Genomic DNA, 21812 nt, shown 5'->3' with positions numbered 1-21812 from the left:
CTCGTTGCGGGTCGATCACGACCCACCGTCGTCAGGCGCGGTGGAGGCGTCGTTTTTCGACTCCACCGAGCCTTCGTCCGTGGAGAACACCGCGCCCGAGGCGTGTCGGCGGACCGTCCCGATCAGGTTGACCGCGAAGAGGCCGAAGCCGACGGTCGAGGCCGTCCCGGCGAGAAGGAGCGCCGTCGAGACGTCGGTCACCGCTCCCACGGCCAAGAGCCCCTCGGCGAGGACCAACGCCGTGGTCCCCCCGAGGAGCGCCGCCAAGTCCGCCCGCGCCAGTCGGTCGTCGTAGAGGTCGTCGATCATTGGCACGGCCTCAAGGCCGAGGCGGTCGCTGTAGCGGTGGACCCACACGATGAACGGGACGACGTGATAGAGCGTCCCGGCGACGACGAACCCGACGACCCCGAACAGCAGGAGGTGCGTCCCCGCCGGCGACCCGAACGTCGCGCGCGGGTCAAGCGGTGAGGCGTACCAGGCGGGGACCGTCAGGACGGCCCAGGCGACCATCGCGGCCGCGGCGACGGCGTACCGGCGGAGCATCGGGTTCCACGCAACCGCGGTCTCGACGAGTCGACGACCGAGGACGACCCCCATCGCTCCGACGCCGGCGGCGACGAGTATCGCCCCGAGCCGGCCGACGGCGACGGCGTCGAACAGCCGCCCGCCGGCCAGCAGGAGGACCCCGATCGGATACCCCGCCTCCTCGAACCGCCTGAGGTGGCGATCGGTCCCGTGGAGTTCGGTCTGGGTGAACATCGTCCCGAGTTGATACAGCGCGCCGAACACCGTCGTCAGGACCGCCCCGAAGACCGCAAGCGTCGCGTGCGAGCCCCGAAGGGCGCCCCGCGAGACCGGAAGCCCCGCGAGTAGCGGTCGCGTGTACCCGATCGCCAGGACGAGGCCGAAGGTCGTCACCAGCAGGAAAAACCCGAGCGCGAGCGCGAAGTGTCGCTCCGTCACGTCCCAGGGTCGAACCCCGAGGAGCGTCCGGCCGACGTTGTAGACGAAGGTCCAGAAGCCGACGAGCAGCAGGACGCCGAAGAGGGGGAGCCACGCGTAGCGGCCGCCGAGGAGGCTGACGGCGAACCCCGCGAGGCCGCCGGTCACGGCCCAGAGCTGAACTCTCGATAGCAGGCGCGAGTGGAGGGTCGTCCCGGACCACACCGGGACGAACTGCGTCATCGCGCCCATAATCGTGACGCAGACCCACCCCGCCAGGAGCAGGTGGACGTGCGCGAGCGTGATCGCGCCCGGGAGCACTCCCAGCGGGTCGAGGGTCCCGGCGAGTGCCCCCGCGAGGAGGAACGCCAGCCCGACGAGGAAGTGCCGCAGCGGGATCGCCATCGGGGGTTGCGTGTCCGTCTCGATGTCGCCCGGTATCGCGCTCATACGAGCGAGTTGCGGGCGGATCACCCTGGGCCTGCACGCGAATATGTTCGCCTGTAGGGTTAGGCGGACGGCCGACCACTCCCCGACGATGAGCGATTCCCAGGTCGACGAGGAGGGCGAGAGAGAGGCGACGCTCCGGAGACTCGCCGCGCGAGCGTGCGATCACGACGCCGTGGCAAACGCGTTCGTCGCGAAGAGTTTCACCGACCTGCTCGTGGTCGTCGACCTCGAGCCCGACGAGAGCGGCGTCCCGACGGAGACAGTCGACCTGTTGGAGTCCCACGGCTGTCGCGGTGCGAACGAGGTGTACGACCGGGCGGCCGAGGACCGCTCTTCGGTCGGCGAGTCCGACGGGGCCGCCCGACACCAGTTCGTGGACACCGAGACGCGCGGCGAGCACCGGTCGTACGTCGTGGACTGACCGTCGCCGGCGACGACGCACCGGCCAGCCACGGGTCGGCCGTGACCGCCGGAGGCGCGGCGCGAACATATTCGTGCCAACGGCGAACAGTGCGGAGGGCGACCGTCCGGACGATGCCACGAATCGACATCGCGGACGCGCGGACGTACGACGAGGACGCCTTCTCGGCGACCGGCGTGTTCCGCACCGAGCGCGCGAAGGTCGTCTACGCCTGCTTCGAGCCGGGGCAGTTCATCCCGGTGCACGCGCCCGACAGCGACGTCGTCGTCGACGTCCGATCGGGACGCGGTCTGGTTCGCGAGGCCGAGACCGACCACCGGGTCGAACCGGGCGACGTCGTCGCCGTCGAGGCCGGGATGGAGCGCGGAGTCCTGGCCGACGAGGGCGAACGCCTGGAGGCGCTCCTGGTGACCGCGCCGCCGCCCACCGACGCCGAGCACGACCCGGTCCGACGCGGTCTGCGCCGGGGGGAGTTCCGGCCGCCGCTGTCGGGCGAGCGGTCCGGCGATGCGTCGGCGGACGGATCGGAGGGATCGCGATGACGAGAGTGGTGCGCCTGTCCGAACTGGAGGCCAGTCCACACGCGAACGTGTTTCCGGAAGCGGAACCGAAGACCGTGCTACTGTCGCTGGAGGCGGGCGAGCGCGTCGCCTCCCACACTCACCCCGGTCGCGACGTCGTCCTGCACCTCCTCGACGGCGCGGTCGAACTCGATCTCGACGACGAGACGCGCGCCCTCGAATCCGGCGACGTCGTGCGGTTCGAGGGCGAGCGAGAGATCTCGCCGGCCGCGACGGAACCGAGTACGGCGCTTATCGTTCTGGCGCGCCGGACGGACGGGTGAGTCGGTTACCGGCGCCGCTCGGCCGTGTCCGGAATGCGGACGCTGGTGAGCCCGACCAGTAGTTCGCCGGTCATCTGAGCGAACGTCGCGACGACCGCGACGGCGAACGTGCCGACGGCGACCGCCACGAGCGGTTGGCTGCCGAGCAGTTCTCCACCGAGCGCGGCGAGGATCGCGGCGATCTGCACCGCGAACAGGAGGTTCAGTCGTGTCATGTTCTTACCGGGAGTTACGTCTCGACGGTAATAGGCCGTGCGCGAGACGTGTCGGCAGGGGGTCTGGTGCCGTGGCTTACGGTGCCAAGAGCCACGAGGGTGAACCGAAGCGGGTCAGCCCGAAACCGAACGTACCGGCGAGCGGCCGGAACGACCGTCCGAAGCGGAGCCTACGCCGGGTCCGGGTCGAAGATCTCGGGGCGCTCCTCGCCCTCGGCGCGAACGACGGCCATACAGCCCTTGCGGGCGACCCGCGACAGCGAGTGGTCGACGAGCTTGAAGTCGCCCGGCACCGGGGAGTTCATCGTCGCGATCGCCGTGCTCCCCGGCGGCACCTCGCGCGTCTGGATGTGCGTCTGCGGCTCCGTGCTGAGCGAGCCGTCGGGGTAGAGTTCCTCCCAGACGCTCCCGATCGGGTGGAAGCTGCTCGCGAGGTTCGGCCCGCCGTCGACGAAGAACACCCGGACGGTCTCGTCGGTGCCGGCGGTCACCGCGGGGCCGCGACCGGCGGGCGTCCACGCGTACTTCTCGCCGTTCATCAGGACGTAGGTCGGCTCCTCGCTGCGCATCGACGCCATATCGAACTCGTGGTGGCCCTCCTCGCCGGCGGACTCGTTCGTGTAGAGTTCGTGCTGGCCGATGTAGATCTCGTGGTCGACCTCCGGCATCCCTTCCGGCGGCTCGACGAGGATGAGGCCGAACATCCCCGCGCTGATGTGCATGTCCATGTTCGCGACCGCGCAGTGGTAGATGTACGCACCGGGGTAGGTGGCCTGGAACCGCAGATCGGCGGACTCTCCGGGGGCCGTCGTCGTCGCCTCCGCGCCGCCGCCCGGACCGGCGACCGCGTGGAAGTCGACGTTGTGCGGCAGCGAGTTCGACTCGGCGTTCTCGAACGTCAGGTTCACCGTATCGCCCTGACGAACGCGGATGAACGGTCCGGGAACCCGGCCGTTGTACGTCATGTACGTGAAGGTGACGCCCTCTTCGACCTCCGCGACGACCTCCTCGGTTCGAAGCGTCACGTCCACCTCCGCGGGCGAGTCCCGGTCGATGGGGTCGGGGATGTCCGTCGGGTCCGCGGCGATCCGGTCCGTATCGACCGGCTTCGGGGTCGTCGTTTGTTCGGGCGCGTCCGTCGCCGTCGATCCCTCAGCCGTCGGGGCGTTGCTCGCACAGCCGGCGAGCGATGCCGCGCCGCCGAGGCCGAGCGCCTGAAGCGTCCGTCGTCGAGTGGTTGCAAACATCTTCCTTCATCCTCCAGTTGGGCGAACGGCCCCCTATCGGGTATAACCGAGAGACGGTTACTTCATCGGTGTACACCGGACGAACATATTCCCAGCCGTCCGTTAAGGTAATTCCATACACAGTGGACGGATGGGAATGGAGGTACCTTTGTGACGGACGGCGCCGACCCCGTCGATTCGAGACGGGACAGCCGACGGGAGCGACCGCTCGCGAGGCGGTCTCGTGTGCGGCACCGACGCCGAAGGAAGCGGCGCGGCGACTACGAGGACGGCCGCCACATCGCGGTGACGACGCCGTCGTCGGTTTCGACCGTCTCGTAGGCGATCCCCTGGTCGTCGAGCTTCGGGAAGAGAAACTGCGGGACGCGGTCGTTGAGCTGGACGAACACGGTCGACTCGTCGAGGTCGGCGAGGCGGTTCATCGTCTGTTGTAGGGGCTCCGGCGGCGGGAGTTCGCGCGCGTCGAGGAAGTCGACGGCGCGGTCCGACGACACGTCGACGTCCGCCAGGTAGGCTTCGGGGTCCATACTCTGAACGAGGGGGGCGACCGGTACGTAATCGACGCCGAATATGTTCTCTCGACGAGGGGCGTCGACGGCCGAACGTGTTCGGCGCATCATCCTGGGTGGCGGCGGCGCTACCGTGACGCACGATGACTCGACCGAACCACGCCGGACCGCCGAACGCCGGACTGGACCCGCGTTCGATAGACACCGACGACCGGCCGTTCGTCCTCATCTGGGAGGTCACGCAGGCGTGCGACCTCGCCTGCGATCACTGCCGCGCGGACGCGAAGCCGGCCCGACACCCCGAGGAGCTGACCACCGCGGAGGGAAAGCGGCTGCTCGATCAGGCGCGGGAGTTCGGCGAGAGGCAACTCGTGGTCCTCTCCGGCGGCGACCCGCTGGCGCGACCCGACCTGCTCGAACTGATCGAGTACGGCACGGAGATCGGACTCCGGATGACGCTGACGCCGAGCGGGACGTCGTCGCTCACGCCGTCGGTCGTCGATGACCTCGCCGACGCGGGCGTCAGGCGGATGGCGCTGAGCCTCGACGGCGCGTCGGCCGAGAGCCACGACGAGTTCCGCGGGGAGTCGGGGAGCTTCGAGCAGACGATCGAAGCCGCGGAGGCGGCGCGGGAGGCCGGGCTCCCGCTGCAGATCAACACGACCGTCTGCGCGTCGACCGCCGGGGAACTGCCGGCGCTCCGCGACCGCGTCTCCGACCTCGGTGCAGTTCTCTGGTCGGTGTTCTTCCTCGTTCCCGTCGGCCGGGGACGGCTGCTGGACCCGGTCTCCCCCGAGCGCGCCGAGGGGATACTCGCGTGGCTCTCGGAAGTGAGCGAGGAGGCCGACTTCGGGGTGAAGACGACCGAGGCCCCGCACTACCGACGCGTCGCGATCCAGCGGCGTCGCGACGCGAGCGAGGCGCCGGCGGCGGACGGCATCGGTCGTCGGCTGGGGATCACCGCCGGCGACGGCTTCGCGTTCGTGAGCCACACCGGAGAGCTGTACCCCTCGGGGTTCCTGCCGGCGTCGGCGGGGTCCGTCCGCGAGGGAGAGCTGACCGAACTGTACCGCGACAGCGACCTCTTCCGGTCGCTCCGGGACCCGGACGCGCTGGGCGGGAAGTGCGGCGCGTGCGAGTTCCGGCACGTCTGCGGCGGGAGTCGGTCGCGAGCGTACGCGCACACGGGCGATCCGACGGCGAGCGACCCGCTGTGCGCGTACGTTCCCGAGGGATACGAGGGTCCGATGCCGGCCGGCCGGGCGGACTGAGAGCGTCGTCGCCGGCGAGCGTGTCGGAGCGAGGATGTCGTCGACGTAGGCGACGGAGGTGGAGCGGCCTGGGGCGAGCAGTCGGCACAGGACGGTCGATGCCGTCGGACGCCTCCGACGCATCGGTCCGATTCCCCACGTCGGCGTGCCGAGCAACCGCGGCCCGACGCGGGGCGTCTCTCAGATCACACCGCGAGTGGTCCCGCGTTCCTATATAAATGCTCGCGGCGGCGACGTCAGCGACGAACCGTTCGAGGATTCGGGCGTCGCCCTGACTCGTTCCCGCCGCGCGCTCGCGAGCAGAAGCCGCCGGATGATCGACGTTCCAGCGTATGCCGCCAGGGGGCGATGTTTTAGCGACGCCGCCTGGTTCGAGGCGCCAATTCGCACGCGACCCGGGAGCGCATCTGTACGATTAAGTCGGTGGGGCGGTCGAGAAGGCGTATGGACGTCTTCAGCGCGGACACGCCGATCATCGGGATGGTTCACTTGCCGCCGCTTCCGGGGTCTCCCGGTTTCGAGGGAGACCGAGGCGATATTCGCGAGCGGCTACGCCGCGATGCGTCCGCTCTGGAATCGGGCGGTGTCGACGGGATAATGCTCGAGAACTTCGGCGACGCGCCCTTCTATCCGGACCGCGTGCCCCGGCACGTCGTCGCCGACATCGCGGCGCTCGCGGCCGCGCTTCGCGATCGGGTGTCGGTGCCTTTCGGCGTGAACGTCCTCAGGAACGACGTGCAGAGCGCGCTCGGAATCGCCGCCGCGACCGGCGGTTCGTTCGTCCGGGTGAACGTCCACACGGGCGCCCGTCTGACCGACCAGGGCCTCATCGAGGGCACGGCCCACGAGACGCTGCGACTCCGCGATCGACTCGACGCCGACGTCGCCGTTCTCGCCGACATCGACGTGAAGCACTCCGCGCCGCTGGCCGACCGCGCCTACGAGGAGGTGGTCGGCGAGCTCGTCGAACGCGGCGGTGCCGACGCGCTGGTCGTGAGCGGTGCCGGCACGGGAGAGACCGTCGACACGACCGTCCTCGAACGAGTGGTGGCGTCCCGCGACGCGCGCGGCCTCGACGCGCCGGTCCTGATCGGGAGCGGGGTGACGCCCGAGACGGCCCCCGAACTGCTCTCGCTCGCCGACGGCGCGATCGTCGGAACGGCGCTCAAGCGCGGGTCCGAGACGACGAACCCCGTCGACGAGGCGGCGGTCGAGCGTCTGGTCGAATCCGTCCCTCAGTGAGTCTCGACGAACGCCCGAACCTCCGATTCGGACGGGAGGTTGCCGCGTGCGCCCGTCGCAGTGCAGTTGAGCGCGGCCGCCGCAGCGGCGAACCGTCCCGCGTCCCTCGCCGAGTGGTCCTCGAGTATCCACGACCGGATCAGCCCCGCGGTGAAGGCGTCGCCGGCGCCCGTCGTGTCTTCCACGTCCACGTCGAAGGCCGGAACGTCGATCACCGCCTCACCGTCGAGGAGGAATGCTCCCTTGCTCCCCTGTGTGACCGCCGCACGTGAGACGTCTCGCCGAGCGAGCGCGGCGACGGTTGCCTCGGCCTCGGTGCCGAAATACGACCGCGCGGCGACCGCGCCGACCACGAACAGGTCGGCGACCGAGAGCACGCGGTCGATCGTCGCGGGCTTCGTCCCCCGCCCTTCGAGTTCCGAGAGCGGACCGGCGAGGTCGAAGACGAGCGTCGAGATCTCACCGCGCTCACGCGCGCGAACGAGCCTCGAGACCGCTTCGTCGGGAGCGTAGGCGCTTGTGAAGACCGCGCTGGCCTCACCCGCGTACTCGATGTCGCGGTCGTCGAGTCGGAGGTTCGGCACGCTCTGCCCACCGGCGACGATCATTCGCTCGCCGTCCGGCCCGCGCAGGATCAGCGTGTAGGACGACTCCTCGGGCCCGGAGCGAACCCGGGTGCAGTCGATCCCGCGTGCCCGGAGGTCGTCCTCGATCTCGGGAGCGGCCTCGGCACCGAGGCGGGTGACGATTCCCGTTTCGGTCCCGAACTCGGCGAGCCCCGAAGCGACGTTCGCCGCGACGCCGCCCACGTCGGTCGCGTGTTCGCGGACGAACGCACCGCCGTCCGGTTCCGGCAGGTTCGAGAGGGAGTAGACGTGGTCGACGACGGCACTTCCGACCGCGACGACGTCGGGCGACGACATTACGTCTACGCTGACGCCGGATCTCCTTGAACCTACAGAATGCGTCTCGACCGTCCGCCCGGGGAGTGGCGTGTGGCCGATCGGGACTCGCTGTCACCGGATCGTCGACGCCTCCGCTCGATCAGTCGTCGCTCAGCACGCCCTCAGCCACGGCCATATCGTCGACGGAGGGGTCGTCCTCGGAGCGCCGGAGGACGAACCGCTTTCTGACCAGGTCGGCGGCGTAGATCGCCGTCCCGACGATGATGAGCGTGTCACCGGGGAGCCGCGCCCAGAAGAGGTTCTGGACGATCGGCTGGTTGTAGAACGCCAGGCTCCGGCCCGCGGCGTACCCCTGCGTGAACACGGCTTCCAACTGGAGGAACCCGACCGGGAGGACGGAGACGAACACCATCAGCGCGAGGCCGACGTTCCAGCACCAGAACGCCGCGCGGAGCCAGGAGCCGTCCCAGCGCGCGGGGTCGATCGAGAGCTGGAGCATGTACGTCACCATCCCCAGCGCCAGGAAGCCGAACGCGCCGAACATCGCGGCGTGGGCGTGGCCGACGGTGAGGTAGGTCCCGTGCTCGTAGTAGTTGATGAGCGGGAGGTTGATGAAGAACCCGAGCACGCCGGCGCCGACGAAGTTCCAGACCCCGCTGGCGACGATGAACAGGAACGGGAGCCGGTAGGGGAACTCGTCGACGGTCATCGCGCTGTACTGACCCAGCGCCTCGTAGAGGATGAACACCAGCGGGATGAGCTCCAGCGTCGAGAAGACGCTCCCGATCGGCACCCACATGTCGGGCATCCCGATCCACCAGTAGTGGTGGGAGACGCCGATGACGCCGGTGCCCATCACGAGCAGCGCCTGCAGCATCACCGCCTTCTCCGCGCTGCGGCGCGACAGGAGGTTCATCGAGACGAGCGTCAGCCCGATGATGGCGACGATGAAGAACTCGAAGGCGCCCTCGACCCACATATGGACGACCCACCAGCGCCAGAACTCCGTGACGGCGATGTTCGTCGAGGGCGTGAAGAGGAACCCGGCGGTGAAGAGCAGCGCGATCGACCCGCCGGCGTAGAGGATCATATGCGCCAGCCCGTAGATCGGCTCGCGGTCGAGCAGCGGCTTCAGGCCCCGGACGGCCAGCACCGCCCAGATGAGGAACCCGAGGAGGATGCCGCCCTGCCAGACCTTGCCGACCTCCAGGTATTCGAGCCCCTCGTTGCCGAGCAGCCACCAGAGCTGATCGCCGATGTAGCCGTTCGACCCGAGCCAGATGCCGGCCAGACCGCCGACCACGACGACGACGATGGCGACCAGCAGACCGTTCACGTACGTCGACTGTCGCTTCGGTTCGTGGCCGGTCAGGAGCGGCGGGAGGAACAGCCCCGCGCCGAGCCACGTCGCCGCGATCCAGAGGATCCCGAGGTCGATGTGCCAGGTCTTCGCGATGGCGAACGGGAGCAGCTGCAGGATGTGCACGCCGAAGATCTCCTCGATCCCGAAGAAGCCGGCGCGTTCGATGTAGAAGTGCGCGAGCAGGCCGCCTAAGAGCACCTGCGCGAGGAACAGCCCCGCGGCGACCGGAACGAACCGGAGCGCGGCGCGCTGGCTCGGGAAGACGCTCACGTCGCCGGGCTCGGGGACCGAGAGTCCAGCAGCCTCCGGTTCGGGGAGTTCGACGGAGCGGTAGAGCCAGATGCCGGCCCCCGCGCCGGCGACGAGCAGCACCATCGCGATGACGCTCCAGGTCATCGCGGCGGGGGTGGCATCGTTACCCGCGCCGGGCTGATACGGCCAGTCGTTGGTGTAAGAGTGGGTACTCCCCGGCCGGTCGGTGTGTGAGAACCACGCGGTCCACATCGCGAAGTCCGCGAACTGGCGGGCGTCGGCCGCGGTGTCGATCATCCCCTCGCCCACCCCGCGCTCGTGGGAGCCCTCGTGGTACCGCTTTACGTACTCCTCGCGGACCTGCTCGTGGGCGTACAGCTCCGCTTCGGAGTAACGGATGTCGCCGCCCTCGTAGGACTGATCGAGGTCCTGCTGCACCACGTCGGCGATGGCCGCCTGACGCTCGGAGCTGAGGTCGGCGTAGGCGTCGCCGTAGCGCTCCTCCGCGTAGTAGTTCCGCATGTGTTGCACTTTCAACTCCAGGGCGTCGGCGGTGTAGTCCGCGCCGTAGTACGCGCCGTTACCCAGGATCGATCCGTGGTTCATCAGCCCGTTGCGCTGGAACGTGCGCTTGCCGTCGCGGATCTCCTCGCCCGTGACGACGACGTCGCCGTCGGGGCCGACCACCTGCTCGGGGATCGGTGGCGCCTCCTCGTAGGCGAACCACGCGCCCGTGCCCATCACAACGAGATTGAAGACGAACACCGCCGCGATCACTTTCGCGATCGTCTTGCGTCGTATCTGCATACACGGAGACGTTCGAGAGTACCCCAAACAAAAAGCGCGCCCGTTCCCGAAGCGGTCGAGACGGGGCGAACATATTCGGCCTCGTGGGCCGCCGGGTTCACACTCGCTCTCGAAGCCGCCACTCGGATGACGCCCGCCCGTCTTCACCGCCGAACGCCTACACCTCGTACCCCGCGTACTCCATCAACTGCGCGAAGATGTCCGTGTCCATCGCGTCCTCGTAGACGACGCCGCCGAGCATCCCGCCGGGGTAGAAGCCGCCGTTCATCACGTGGTTCACCTTGTGGCAGTGCAGCAGGTAGATGCCGGGTTCGGCGTCCGCCGTGAAGTCGATGGTGTGTCGCTCGGCGGGGGCGACGTTCGTGACGTCCATCTCGTGGCGCGCCGCCTCCGGAATCTGTCCCCCGTCTTTCTCCACGCGCTCGAAGCGGTGGTTGTGGATGTGGATCGGGTGGCTCATATAGCCGTTGTTGGCGAGGTGGAGCCGGACCCGCTCGCCCTCGCTGACGATGATCGGCGAGCCGTCCTCCGGGTGGAGCGTCCGCGGCGCGCTCTTGCCGTTGATCGTGAAGACGTCGGGGTTGCGGTTCCGCGGGTCGTAGCGCGCGTCTTCGCCGGCCATCTGCCGCGGGAGCCGGGAGTCCCAGTCCTTCAGCGTCATAAAGTACTCCCGGTCGGCGGGCTCGTAGCCCTCGGGATCGACTCTGAAGATCCCGTACATCCCCATCTCGATGTGTCGGTGGGTCTGGTAGTGGCAGTGATACAGGTGCGTGCCCGGCACGTTCGCGGGGATGGTGTAGGTGTGCGTCTCGCCGGGGTCGACTCTGATCCCCGTCGTCGTCGGGACGCCGTCGTCCTTCCAGGCCTTCCGGACGCCGTGGAAGTGGAGCGTGTGGGGCCGCTTCCCCTCCGTGTTGTCCAGGGTCACCTCCATGTCGTTGCCCTCGGTCGTGCGGAGGATCGGTCCCGGGACGCTCGGGTCGCCGTCGTCGGCCTGGAAGGCCCACACCTGCGGGAGTTCGACGGGGCCGCCCATCGACTCCAGCGGGTGCGCGGAGTGCCGCGCCGGCAGCGACTTCAGCGTCACCGACCCGCCCCGCTCGTCGACGTTGACGACCTCCGGCGGGCTGGTCGAGGGGAGCGATCCCTGCTGGGTCGCCGCGGTCTCCGCACCCTCTTCCAGCGCGGCCTCCGCCCGCTCGTTCGTCGGCGCGGTACAGCCGGCGAGTCCGAGAACGCCCGCTCCGCCGGTGGCGGCCAGGAACTCGCGGCGAGACATCGTCGAACCGGGTGCGCCTACGTAGTTGCTCATTACACTCGCCGCTGGGGGCGTGACGGTCGTATAAGGTCGACGCGGTTCCAGCGCTGTCGGAGAGAATCGAACATATTCGGGGGAGAGCGGAACCCCGGCGAACCGCTACGGTCACCGTGCGACGGAATCGAGCGAGCGCAGCGTTTAGAACGGTCCGTCGCCGAACGACGGATACGACGCCGGACCGTCGGGAGGAAGCTAACAGGACGAATGTCTTCGAATCCACTGTCTGACGCGCTGGAACCGGACTTCGACACCGTCTTCGGCGCACTGACGAGCGAGCAGTGCTGGGACGTCCTTCGAACCCTGGATCAGCCGAGGACGGCCGCGGAGATCGCCGGCGCCTGCGATCTCCCCCGGTCGACGGCGTACGCGAAACTCGAATCGATGGTCGAGGCGGGGCTGCTGCGGAAACAGGCCGGCGAGGACGCCGCCCGCTACGCGATCGACTTCGAGGAAGTGGTCGTGACGTGTCCGAACGGGGACCTCGAACTCGACGTCAAGCCACCCGCCCGGTCCGCGTCCGATCAGCTCTCGGAGCTGTGGGGCGAGGTCAGAGCCGAGACGAGCACCGATTAGAGGGGAGAGCGGCGTCGGCGTCGGGAGTCACTTCTCGCCGCGCTCTCTAAACCAGAGGAACGCACCGAAGAGTCCGGGGGAGGCGAGCGCGGCGGCGAAGACCCCGCCGAGGGCGAGACCGCCGGCGTTTCTCGCGCCCGCATCGCCGAACGGCGCGGCGATTCCGGCGCCCCCGCCGCCGCTTTCGCCGTCACCGCCGCCCGCGCCCCCGCCGCTCCCGTCGACGACGACGGCGCCCTTCATCCCGAGAGTCTCGTGCGGCACGCACGAGTACGTGTAGGTGCCCTCGCTCTCGAACGTGTGCTCGAACGTGTAGTCGGTCGACTCGACGAGGTCGGACTCGAAGTTCCCCTCGGTGTGGACGACGTTGTGCGACCCGCCCTTGCCGTTCCACTCCCAGGTGACGGTCGTCCCCGGCGAGACCCGGATCGCCGCGGGCCCGAAGCCGAACGCGCCCTGGTTGGCCTCGACGCCGACCTCCACGGTCACCGCGTCGCTGCCGGTCCGGTCGACGACGCCGTCGTAGTTCGAGGTGTCCTCCAGCCAGGCGTCGACGTCGCCGGCGGACTGCGCCTGCGCGCCCGAGGCGGCGGTGCCGAGCGTCGCGCCGGCGGCGGCGACGCCCCCGAGGGCCCGGAGCGCCGCTCGGCGGGAGACCGGACGGTCGACGCCGTGCTCGGTCGTGTTAGCGTCACCGGAGGCTCGTTCCGCCACTCCAGCGTCGCTGACGGATCGTTGGGCCGCCTCGTCGTCGCTGACGGTCTGCCCGGCAGCGTCGTTCTCACTGACGTGCCGGTCGGTCGGATCGGCGTCCGTAGCGGTCATAGTACAGTCGGAGGGACGACCCCGCCGAAGAAAACGGACCCCGGCGGTTCCCGAGACGGTGCGTCGGGACGAACATATTCGCCCGTACTTATGTTCCTCCGCTCGAAAAACGTCACATCAACGATGCCCCGAGCGACGCTCTCTCTTCAGATTCCCGAACAGGTGTGGGTCTCGGCGCTCTCGAAGCAGTACCCCGACGCCGAGTTCACCGTGCTCGCGGCGATGCCCGCCGACGAGACCGGCGTCGGCCTCGTCGAGATCACCGCCGACGACATCGAACCGATCGTGACGACGATCGACGGCTACGACACCGTCGTCTCCGTGACGATCCTCGAAGCGCAGGCCGACCGCGCGCTGGTGCAGTTCGAGACCACGGAACCGCTCCTGATCCGCTCGCTGAGCGAGGCGGGGATCCCGCTGGAACTCCCGATCACCATCGTCGACGGCGAGGTGACGCTCGAACTGACCGCGCCCCGTGAGAAGCTCTCGGAGCTGGGGGAGCTCTTAGAGCAGTTCGGAATCCCGTTCGACCTGCTGTCGATCACCCAGTCGATCGACACCCAGTCGCTCCTGACCGACGAGCAGTACGAACTCCTCGAGACGGCGATCGACCGCGGCTACTACGACACGCCGCGGACCTGTACGCTCACCGAACTGGCCGACGCCGTCGGCCTCGCGAAGTCGACCACGAGCGAGAAGCTCCACCGCGCCGAGGGGAAGGTGATAAAGGAGTTCGCCACGGGCGAAGACGGCAGCCTCGAGTGAGGACGGGCCGGCGCCGGATCGATCGACGCGGCCGACCCCCGTGGCGTTTTTGCTACCGCGCAACCGCCCCGAACACCTTCGGCAGGATAGCCAGGGTGACCCGCCGTGTAACGACGGCTACGATGACGAGAGGACTCGGCACCGCGCCGGAGGGAGGGAGAGACAGATGAGCGTCACGATGACCGCCGTCGCGCTGAAGACGATCACGCTCCTCCTGGGCGGGTCGATCACCTTCTACTCGCTCCGGGCGTACAGACGGACGCGCTCGTCGGCCCTCCGCGCGCTGACGGTCGGGTTCGGGACGGTCACGGTCGGGGCGCTGGTCGCCGGCGTCGTCGATCAGTTCTCGCCGCTGGATCCGAGCGTCGCGCTCGTCGTCGAGAGCCTGTTCACGACGATCGGGTTCGCGGTGATCCTCTACTCGCTGTACGTTGAGTAGGGGGTCATAATGCTTACTCTCACTTTGTACCGCCGAGCGCCACCCCTGTTTACGGCGCTCGGCGGGAAGAGACGGAGAGGAATCAGTATGAGAACTCTCCGTGACCCCGATCGAGGGGCGTAGGGGTCGCCCGACTACTCCCCGCCGTCGTCGGTACCGGCGGGGTCGTCCACGGGGCTCGCAGCACCGCTCCCGGTACCGCCGTTGCCAGTATAGTCGTCTTCGGCGTCGCCAGCGGGGTCGTTTCTGCCATTTCCAGCGGGGTCGTTTCCGCCGTTCCCAGCGGGGTCGGGACCACCGCCGCCGACGTGCTCGGTGCCGCCGTCGACGAGCGCCGTCTGCCGAGTGTCCGCGAACCACTGCCACTCGTTCGTCAGCAGGCCGTCTCTCGCGAGGTTCCAGGGGTCCCCGTCGTCGATCTCGGCCCCTTCGAGCCACGAGGAGACCAGGTTCCAGACGAAGATCAGTTGCCCGACCGCGAGGACGAACACGCCGAGCGTCGCGAGCCGGTGGAGGTCCGCGAAGTACGCGACCGGCCCCACGGTGAGGTCGTAGCCGGCGTAGCGGCGGGGCATCCCGCCGTAGCCCAGGAAGATCATCGGGAAGAAGGTGAGGTTGGTCCCGACCATCGACAGCCAGAAGTGCCACTTGCCGAGCGTCCGCTGGTACATCCGACCGGTGTACAGCGGGAACCAGTAGTAGATCCCGGCGAAGACCGCGAACGCGATGCCGCCCATGATGACGTAGTGGAAGTGCGCGATGACGTGGTAGGTGTCGTGCAGCACCAGATCGATCGGGATCGCCGCCTCGAAGACGCCGGTGACGCCGCCGATGATGAAGTTCGCGATGAACCCGACGCAGAAGAGCATCGGCGTCGTGAGCCGGACGCGACCGCCCCACATCGTCGTGATCCAGTTGAACGTCTTCACCGCGCTCGGTATCGCGATCGCGATCGAGACGGCCATGAACGAGGCGCGCAGGCGCGGGTCCATCCCCGTCGCGAACATGTGGTGCGCCCAGACGCCGAAGGAGAGCACGCCGAGTGCGAGCGTCGAGTAGACGACGAACTTGAATCCGAAGAGCCGACGCCCCGAGAACCGCGGGATGATGTAGCTGATGAGCCCCATCGGCGGCAACACGAGGATGTACACCTCGGGGTGGCCGAAGAACCAGAAGAGGTGCTGCCACAGCATCGCGCCGCTCTCGCCCGTGAAGAACGTCGTCCCGAAGTTGCGGTCGAAGAGCAGCATCACGATCGCGCTGCCCAGGAGCGGGAACGCGAACAGGATCTGTCCGGACTGGACGAGGACGGTCCACGAGAAGATGTCGAGGTTCGCCCACGAGACGTCCTCGCCGCGTTCTGTGAAGATTGTCGCGACGAAGTTGATCGCCCCCATCGTCGCGGAGACGCCCGTGAGGTGCAGCCCCAGGAGCATCAGGTCGATCCCGGGGTTGGCCTGCTGGATCGAAAGCGGCGCGTACATCGTCCAGGCGGTCTGTGCGCCCTCGACGCCGACGCCGAGCGGTTGGAGGATCACCCCGGCCCAGATCAGAAGCGCCCCGGGCGGGAGCAGCCAGAACGCGATGGCGTTGATCCGCGGGAACGCCATGTCGTCAGCGCCGATGAGAAGCGGGATGAGGTAGTTCGAGAAGGCCGCGAGGACCGGCGTTCCGAACAGGAACAGCATCGTGATTCCGTGGGTGGTCATAAGCGCGTTGTAGGTCGTGGCGCTGACCAGGTCGACCGGCGGCGTCAGGAGTTCGGTCCGCATGATGACGACCGCGATGCCGCCCCACGCGAACGACAGGACGGCGAAGGCCCCGTACATCAGCCCGATGTCCTTGTGGTCGACGGTCGTCAGCCACCTGAGGAGTCCGCCGGGCTTCTCCTCGTGTCCCGTTCCGGTTCCGGTCTCGCCGGCGCCCCCGCCAGCGGGCGCGTACGACCGCCAGGATTCGAGCCGAGCGATCCAGGCGGCGACGACGAGCAAGAACAGTCCCATTACGACAGTCAGCGCGAGTTGACCCGTCCCGATCGGCATATGGGCCATCTACTGCAGAGCGGGGTATCGTCCTTACCGGGAACATATTCGATCCGGTCGGAGTCACGTCACTGCCCGCCCCGATTGCCGCAACGAGCGCGGATCCGGATCGGGAGGTTCGAGAGCCAGGCGACCGGTCGCTCGCTGCGGCTCTCCGGGACGCGCACGACGTCCCAGCCCAGTTCCGAGCGGCCGTGTTCGTCGACCACGTGGCGACTCATCGCGGCCGAGTGGTCCGTCCGCGCTCCGCAGCGGCGACAGCGAAATCGCATCGGCCGAGCTAGCGGGCGTTCGATAGGGAGCGTTCGGGCGAACATATTCGTCCGAAAAGGTTCATCCGGCGGGCGGGGACGAGAGGACGTATGGCAGCCACGAAACTCGATCTCAGAGAGGTACCCCCGGCGGACCGACACCCGAAGATCCACGACGCCTTCGACTCCCTCGACAGCGGCGAGACGCTCGAACTCGTCAACGACCACGAACCGAAGCCGCTCTTCTACGAGCTGCGGGCGGAGGTCCCGGAGTTCGACGCGGAGGCCTACGAGGTCGAACAGCGCGGCCCCGCCGAGTTCGTCGCGCGCCTGCCGAAGAAATAGGACGAACCGATGACGAACATCTCCGTGACGGAGGTCCTCGACGAGGACGCCGAGACGGTCAGAGAGCGGATGCACGACGTCGAGGCCTTCGTGCGCGCCTCGGGGTTCGACGGGGTGCGACGCGACGGCGACGTCGTCGAGGTCGCGAACGAGGTCGGCCCGGTCACCATCGAACTGGTCTTCGAGCTGTACGAGGAACCCGACGCCGAACTGGCGTACCGACAGCGGGAGGGGCTCTTCGAGGAGATGGTGACCACCTACACCGTGCGGGCCGAAAACGGGGAGACGGCCGGCGACGACGCCACGGCCGTCGAGGCGCTGACCGATTTCTCACTCGACGTCGCCGTCGTCGGCTCGTTTCTGGACGCGACGGTGATCACGCGACAGCGGCGCCGGGAGCTGAACGCCCAACTGGCGTACCTCGAATCCGGGGAGGTCTGACACGGGCGGTCGTCGTCGCTTTCGACGGTCGCGGCGTCGGGCTTCCCCAACGACCGCGACGCCGCGGAACCGATCACCGGTACGACGGGCCGATCGATCGAGAAGGCCCCGGGTCGTTCGACGAGGGCCCGAACTTCTGAACGACAGTGAACGCGATCACCGCGGTCGCGCGCACGGGACCAAATATATCGACAGCCGGTTCTACGCTCGTTACCGCGGCGTACAGTATCTCTTATGAAGTGCGAGATGCGGCGCGTGGAACCGCGGGACCCGAGAGAGTACTATAAAATAGATAGGATATATATTAATCTGATAGCTTCGACCGGACGGTGTCGATCGCCCTCGACAGCGCCTCCAGAACCCGCTCGCGGTCGTCGGTGACCAGGTCTTCGGAGGGACTCGCGACGGAGAGCGATCCGAAGACGTCCCCGTCCACGACCACGGGCATCCCGACGGCGTAGATGCCGGAGATGTCCTCGCCCCGGTTGATCGCGTAGCCGCGGGAGCGGACGTACTCCAGTTCCGTCCGCAGGTCGGCGGCGGCGTACCGCTCGTCCGCGTCGTCGGCGTCGAGGATCGCCGCCACGCGCTCTTCGGGGAGGTGAGCGAGGATCGCCTTCCCCGCGGCGGTCTGGGTGATCGACGACCAGTCGCCGACGAGCAAGTCGGGGTTGTGCGTCGGGTTCGCCCCCGCGCCGTCGACGAACATCAACCGGCCGCGTTCCTCGATGGCGCACCAGGCCGTCTTCCCCGTCCGTTCCGCGAGCGTCTTCAGCGCGCCTCTGGACGCCAGGTAGAACGGTCGTCGGGATTTCACCGTCGTCCCGATGTGGAACCACTGATGCGAGAGGCGGTAGCGCCCGTCCTCGTTGATCGCGTAGCCGTGTGCCGCCAGCGTCTGGAGGTGGCGGTGTGCGGTGCTCTTCGTGAGGCCGAGGCGGTCCGCGACTTCGGTGACTCCGACGGGTCCCGTCTCGGCCATCGCCTCGACGATCCGAAAGAGCGTTTCGTCGGCGCCGACGAGATTACCGGTCATACTCCAGAGACGCGAGGGCGGGCGATAAATCTGCGGTCCGAGTCGGAGCGGGAACACACCGCCCCGCGGTTGGGACTACTTCAGACCGCCGACGTACACGACGCCGTCCTCGACGACGACCTCGTACGTCGGCAGCGAGAGGTCCCCGTTGCCGAGGTGGTCGCCGGTCTCGATGTCGTAGGACCACCCGTGCCAGGGGCAGGAGACGACGCACTCCTCGTCCGTGTACGTCCGCTCGACGCGCTTGCCCGGCTCTTTGAACTCCCCGAGAAGCTTCCGGTGGGTCTTGCCCTCACAGACCGGGCCGCCGTCGTGGAGGCAGTAGTTCTGCAGCGCGTAGTACTCGCCTTCGACCTGCAGGACGCCGACCTCCGTGCCGTTCACCTCCACGAACTCGCGGTCCCCGTCCTCGAACGCGTCTGCGGGTTTCACCTCGACGAGTCCGTCGCTCATAGCCCGAACACCTCGGCGGCGTTCTCAGAGAGGATGCCGCGCTTCTCCTCCTCGGAGAGGAACGGCAGGTCGATGACCGTCGTGGGGCGGTCGTAGTCCCAGTGCGGGTAGTCGGAGGCGTACATCAGTTGCTCCGGCCCGACCATATCCACGCACTTCTCTAAGAACTCCGGGTCGGCGGAGACTTCGAGCGGTTGGGTCCCGTAGTAGAAGTCGGTGATGTACTCGCCGGGTTCTTTCTCCAAGAGCGGGGCCTCCTCGGGGCGCTTGAGGTACTCCTCGTCGAGGCGCGTGATGAGCGAGGGGAGGTACGTCACGCCGGACTCCATGAACGCCACGTCGAGGTCGGGGAACTTCTCGGGGACGCCCTGGACGACGAGGCTGACGATCTGGGACATGTTCGATTCCAGGAAGCCGAGAGTGTGCGTCTCCAGCATCTCCTGGTACCCGCCGCGGACGTACTCGTCGAGTCCGGCACCGCCGGTGTGGAACACGGCCGGCAGCCCCATGTCCTCGCAGCGTTCGTAGAGCGGATCGTACTTCCGGTTCCCGAGCGGCGGCGTGGCCCCGGCGGTGACGAAACACGCCCCGGCGTACGCCTCGGATCCCTCGATGTGGTCGAGGATCTCGAGCGACGCGTCGATGTCGGCGTACGGAATCGGGGCCAGCCCGTAGATGCCGTCGTCGGGGTCGAGCACCTCCTCGCTCATGTACTCGACGTAGGCCTTCGCGAAGGCCGACTGCCGGGTGTCGTCCGCCGTCGTGCCGGCACCGGCGAGGATCAGATGCGAGATGAGAAGCGTCTCGTCGACGCCGATGGAGGACATCCCCTCTCGGATCCGCTCGGGCGTCTCCGGTGAGTCGGGGTACGAGGAGTGCTCGCGCGTGATCTTGCCGTGCGCCTGCCGGTCGCCGGTCGAGAAGGGGAAGAACGAGCTGAGGTTCTGTTTGGCCCCCTTCTCGTCGAAGTTGCTCCCCTCGAACTTGGTCTTCCAGGGTTCGTCCATGTACTCCGCGACGTCGGTGAACGACTCCATATAGTGGCAGTCGCAGTCGATGACGTGATACGAGTCGAGATCGTCCGCTCTCCGCGACTCCGTGTCGGGCTGTGACATACGTCGAGGACGGAGTAGTGATACAAAAAGATTTTGTTTTATTTGCCGGCAGAGGATCGGGTGACGGCGAGAGCGATAAGTCCCAATAAGAGTGATGCAAGGGATTCAGACACTCGTTTTGACCGTAGGTACCGTATCGTATTCTTCCAATCGCTGGTGAACTAGATTGTCTCAAATAGCGGGACGTATGTCGCTGTCGTAACTGTCTGTCCGTGTCGAATTTGTGAGGATATTCCGTCGAACGTGAGAGATTCGCGCCCTCGATCGCGAAACTGGGATCCACGGGCGTGGACCGTCGGATGCGGAGATCACACGGAGAGAGTTCGTCCCGCTATTCGGGACAGAGTTCGCGACAGGTGTGCGGCCCTTAAAATAACACACGTACTTTTGTTATTTTGAGAGCGCCTCCGATTCCGAGCAGCGAGAACTGATCAAATTCTAATAGTACGTCGCATATACCAGATTTTTTATTTTTATTGGAGGGCAGAAGGCCGTCGGAGGCTGGAGGTCGTGTTTCGGCGGCGCCCCGGATATGGGCAGGCCGGCGAGCGAGATCGCGGCAGGAGAGGTGGGAGCGATAGATCCGGCGGCAGAGGGAACAGCAGGCGTCGGGGCGAACATATTCGCAGTGTCGGTTACCCGGCGGGGGAACGAATGCCGGCGTATGACGACAGAAACGACAACGGACGCTGTAACGGACATCGACGGGGAGGCACACGACCTCGACGCGGCGCCGGTGACCGACCGCGTCCACGACAACTCGTGGTCTGCGAACCTGGAGGGTCCCGAACACGCCGAGAGCCGGAGCCTCGTCGTCGAACAGGCCGTCTCGGCCGTCGAACACACCGCGTCGGGGAACCACGTGAACCTCGTCACGCACGGCGATCACGGCCACCCGGAGACGTACCTCTACGACGCGCTCGACGACGCGTACGGCGACGACGTCGAGTGGGAGTACGTCGATCGGTGCGGGTGCGGCGGCCACGTCGTTCGCGTGCGGACCTGAGTCGAGACGCCACCGAGATGGCGTTCCACCCGAACGTATTCGGCACGCACGCTACCGACCTCCGGAACCGAACGTGAGGTATGGTCGGCATCCCATCACCGTTCGGCGACGACGAGGGGCTCTTCGACGAGCGCGACGCGTTCGTCCCCGAACACCTGCCCGAGCCGGGACCGTTCCTGGCCGATGCGTCGCTGCTGACCGGCGACGACCACGTCGCCGTGCACGGCGTGGCCCGAGAGGTGTTCGAAGAGCGGGGCGTCTACGACATGACCTTCGGCTACAACCTCGCGCGGTTGAACGCCGACACGCGACACCCGAACGCGGGCTACCGGTACGCCGAGGAACGCGAGGCGAACGCGTTGCGAGCGGAGTTCACGCCGACGACGCCGTTCTGTCCGCAGAGCCACACGCTCACGGTCGGCTCCTTCCGCGCGTGGAACGGCCTCGAGGAGCGACACGGGTACGATCTGGTCCGAGTCCGGGTGCATCCGATGCACCACGAGTCCGAGGCCATCAATCGGCAGCTGGCCGAGTTGGAGGAGACCTATCGAGAGACGGGGTCGGTCCCGGACCGCGACGGAGACGGGGGCTCGCTGTCCGGGCCGGATCGAACCGGGAGCGACGAGGTCGAGCGGAGTGAGAAGGGGTCCGGAATCGACGCCCCGTTCTGACGCGACCCATCGCTACAGTGGTTCTGCGGACCACGGCGAGAGGGCGTCGTCTCCGGGCGAT

Annotated in this window: 25 protein-coding genes; 12 read left to right on the top strand and 13 right to left on the bottom strand. The window is 67.7% G+C overall.

Annotated features, from left to right (window positions below; genetic code table 11):
• Positions 1-15: 15 nt before the first annotated feature.
• Entirely contained in the window at positions 16-1395 is a 1380-nt protein-coding gene (locus DV707_RS15960) for a heme-copper oxidase family protein (RefSeq protein WP_103992407.1), read from the bottom strand.
• Positions 1396-1483: 88 nt separating this feature from the next.
• Here DV707_RS15960 and DV707_RS15955 point away from each other — a divergent pair, with 88 nt between their 5' ends.
• From DV707_RS15955 to DV707_RS15945, 3 genes are all read left to right on the top strand, one after another.
• Positions 1484-1816 carry a hypothetical protein gene (locus DV707_RS15955; RefSeq protein WP_103992406.1) on the top strand — a complete coding sequence of 111 codons (333 nt, stop codon included), beginning with the start codon at positions 1484-1486 and terminating at the stop codon, positions 1814-1816.
• A 113-nt stretch (positions 1817-1929) separates the two neighbouring features.
• On the top strand, positions 1930-2358 hold the full coding sequence (locus tag DV707_RS15950; RefSeq protein WP_103992405.1) for a cupin domain-containing protein: 429 nt from the start codon (positions 1930-1932) through the stop codon (positions 2356-2358).
• Positions 2355-2660, top strand: coding sequence for a cupin domain-containing protein (locus DV707_RS15945; protein ID WP_103992404.1), 306 nt, complete (start codon positions 2355-2357; stop codon positions 2658-2660). The genes DV707_RS15950 and DV707_RS15945 overlap by 4 nt, the downstream gene beginning before the upstream one ends.
• Before the next feature lie 5 nt (positions 2661-2665).
• Here the strand turns inward: DV707_RS15945 and DV707_RS15940 are convergent, their stop codons facing one another.
• The 3 genes from DV707_RS15940 to DV707_RS15930 form a co-directional block, all read right to left on the bottom strand.
• Positions 2666-2875 (bottom strand): hypothetical protein, encoded by a 210-nt coding sequence (locus DV707_RS15940; protein WP_103992403.1) that lies wholly within the window; start codon positions 2873-2875, stop codon positions 2666-2668.
• A gap of 170 nt (positions 2876-3045) precedes the next feature.
• Positions 3046-4122, bottom strand: coding sequence for a copper-containing nitrite reductase (nirK, locus tag DV707_RS15935; protein WP_103992402.1), 1077 nt, complete (start codon positions 4120-4122; stop codon positions 3046-3048).
• Positions 4123-4382: 260 nt separating this feature from the next.
• Positions 4383-4649 carry a DUF2249 domain-containing protein gene (locus DV707_RS15930; protein WP_103992401.1) on the bottom strand — a complete coding sequence of 89 codons (267 nt, stop codon included), beginning with the start codon at positions 4647-4649 and terminating at the stop codon, positions 4383-4385.
• Between the two features lie 125 nt (positions 4650-4774).
• Here DV707_RS15930 and DV707_RS15925 point away from each other — a divergent pair, with 125 nt between their 5' ends.
• Both DV707_RS15925 and DV707_RS15920 read left to right on the top strand, forming a co-directional pair.
• Entirely contained in the window at positions 4775-5902 is a 1128-nt protein-coding gene (locus tag DV707_RS15925) for a TIGR04053 family radical SAM/SPASM domain-containing protein (RefSeq protein WP_103992400.1), read from the top strand.
• A 444-nt stretch (positions 5903-6346) separates the two neighbouring features.
• Entirely contained in the window at positions 6347-7144 is a 798-nt protein-coding gene (locus DV707_RS15920) for a BtpA/SgcQ family protein (protein ID WP_103992399.1), read from the top strand.
• Here the strand turns inward: DV707_RS15920 and DV707_RS15915 are convergent.
• From DV707_RS15915 to DV707_RS15905, 3 genes are all read right to left on the bottom strand, one after another.
• Positions 7138-8067, bottom strand: a complete 930-nt coding sequence (locus tag DV707_RS15915) for a carbohydrate kinase family protein (RefSeq protein WP_103992398.1) — start codon at positions 8065-8067, stop codon at positions 7138-7140. The genes DV707_RS15920 and DV707_RS15915 overlap by 7 nt on opposite strands.
• A gap of 121 nt (positions 8068-8188) precedes the next feature.
• The gene (locus DV707_RS15910) at positions 8189-10471 is read right to left on the bottom strand and encodes a nitric-oxide reductase large subunit (RefSeq protein WP_103992397.1); all 2283 of its coding nucleotides are present in this window, start codon (positions 10469-10471) and stop codon (positions 8189-8191) included.
• A gap of 157 nt (positions 10472-10628) precedes the next feature.
• Complete coding sequence (locus DV707_RS15905; protein ID WP_103992396.1) at positions 10629-11783, bottom strand: multicopper oxidase domain-containing protein; 1155 nt, start codon at positions 11781-11783, stop codon at positions 10629-10631.
• A 210-nt stretch (positions 11784-11993) separates the two neighbouring features.
• On the opposite strand from DV707_RS15905, the gene DV707_RS15900 reads away from it, so the two are divergent.
• Positions 11994-12362 carry a winged helix-turn-helix domain-containing protein gene (locus DV707_RS15900; protein ID WP_103992395.1) on the top strand — a complete coding sequence of 123 codons (369 nt, stop codon included), beginning with the start codon at positions 11994-11996 and terminating at the stop codon, positions 12360-12362.
• 27 nt (positions 12363-12389) lie between these two features.
• On the opposite strand, the gene DV707_RS15895 is transcribed toward DV707_RS15900, so the two are convergent.
• Positions 12390-13187, bottom strand: a complete 798-nt coding sequence (locus DV707_RS15895; RefSeq protein WP_103992394.1) for a halocyanin domain-containing protein — start codon at positions 13185-13187, stop codon at positions 12390-12392.
• A gap of 123 nt (positions 13188-13310) precedes the next feature.
• Between DV707_RS15895 and DV707_RS15890 the strand changes: the two genes are divergently transcribed.
• On the top strand, positions 13311-13952 hold the full coding sequence (locus DV707_RS15890; protein WP_103992545.1) for a helix-turn-helix domain-containing protein: 642 nt from the start codon (positions 13311-13313) through the stop codon (positions 13950-13952).
• Positions 13953-14118: 166 nt separating this feature from the next.
• Positions 14119-14391 (top strand): DUF7521 family protein, encoded by a 273-nt coding sequence (locus DV707_RS15885; protein WP_103992393.1) that lies wholly within the window; start codon positions 14119-14121, stop codon positions 14389-14391.
• 134 nt (positions 14392-14525) lie between these two features.
• Here the strand turns inward: DV707_RS15885 and DV707_RS15880 are convergent, their stop codons facing one another.
• Entirely contained in the window at positions 14526-16394 is a 1869-nt protein-coding gene (locus DV707_RS15880; protein ID WP_103992544.1) for a cbb3-type cytochrome c oxidase subunit I, read from the bottom strand.
• A 107-nt stretch (positions 16395-16501) separates the two neighbouring features.
• On the bottom strand, positions 16502-16654 hold the full coding sequence (locus tag DV707_RS18505; RefSeq protein WP_160113945.1) for a hypothetical protein: 153 nt from the start codon (positions 16652-16654) through the stop codon (positions 16502-16504).
• A 141-nt stretch (positions 16655-16795) separates the two neighbouring features.
• Between DV707_RS18505 and DV707_RS15875 the strand changes: the two genes are divergently transcribed.
• Both DV707_RS15875 and DV707_RS15870 read left to right on the top strand, forming a co-directional pair.
• A complete protein-coding gene (locus DV707_RS15875; protein WP_103992391.1) occupies positions 16796-17029 on the top strand; it encodes a DUF2249 domain-containing protein in 234 nt (77 codons plus the stop codon).
• Positions 17030-17038: 9 nt separating this feature from the next.
• Positions 17039-17470 (top strand): hypothetical protein, encoded by a 432-nt coding sequence (locus DV707_RS15870; protein WP_103992390.1) that lies wholly within the window; start codon positions 17039-17041, stop codon positions 17468-17470.
• A gap of 304 nt (positions 17471-17774) precedes the next feature.
• Here the strand turns inward: DV707_RS15870 and DV707_RS15865 are convergent, their stop codons facing one another.
• The 3 genes from DV707_RS15865 to DV707_RS15855 form a co-directional block, all read right to left on the bottom strand.
• Positions 17775-18506, bottom strand: a complete 732-nt coding sequence (locus DV707_RS15865) for an IclR family transcriptional regulator (RefSeq protein WP_103992389.1) — start codon at positions 18504-18506, stop codon at positions 17775-17777.
• Positions 18507-18581: 75 nt separating this feature from the next.
• Complete coding sequence (locus DV707_RS15860) at positions 18582-18959, bottom strand: Rieske (2Fe-2S) protein (RefSeq protein WP_103992388.1); 378 nt, start codon at positions 18957-18959, stop codon at positions 18582-18584.
• Entirely contained in the window at positions 18956-20074 is a 1119-nt protein-coding gene (locus DV707_RS15855; RefSeq protein WP_103992387.1) for an amidohydrolase family protein, read from the bottom strand. The genes DV707_RS15860 and DV707_RS15855 overlap by 4 nt, the downstream gene beginning before the upstream one ends.
• 664 nt (positions 20075-20738) lie before the next feature.
• Here DV707_RS15855 and DV707_RS15850 point away from each other — a divergent pair.
• Together DV707_RS15850 and DV707_RS15845 are read left to right on the top strand one after the other, a co-directional pair.
• Positions 20739-21080: a CGCGG family putative rSAM-modified RiPP protein gene (locus DV707_RS15850; protein WP_103992386.1), complete on the top strand. Its 342-nt coding sequence runs from the start codon at positions 20739-20741 to the stop codon at positions 21078-21080.
• Between the two features lie 80 nt (positions 21081-21160).
• The gene (locus DV707_RS15845; RefSeq protein WP_103992385.1) at positions 21161-21751 is read left to right on the top strand and encodes a hypothetical protein; all 591 of its coding nucleotides are present in this window, start codon (positions 21161-21163) and stop codon (positions 21749-21751) included.
• Positions 21752-21812: the final 61 nt, after the last annotated feature.

It is taken from the genome of Halobellus limi, from assembly GCF_004799685.1.
In the GTDB taxonomy this organism is placed as follows: Archaea; Halobacteriota; Halobacteria; order Halobacteriales; family Haloferacaceae; genus Haloquadratum; species Haloquadratum limi.
Note: the sequence above shows the minus strand (reverse complement) of the source record. Positions and strands in the feature narration are given on the sequence as shown.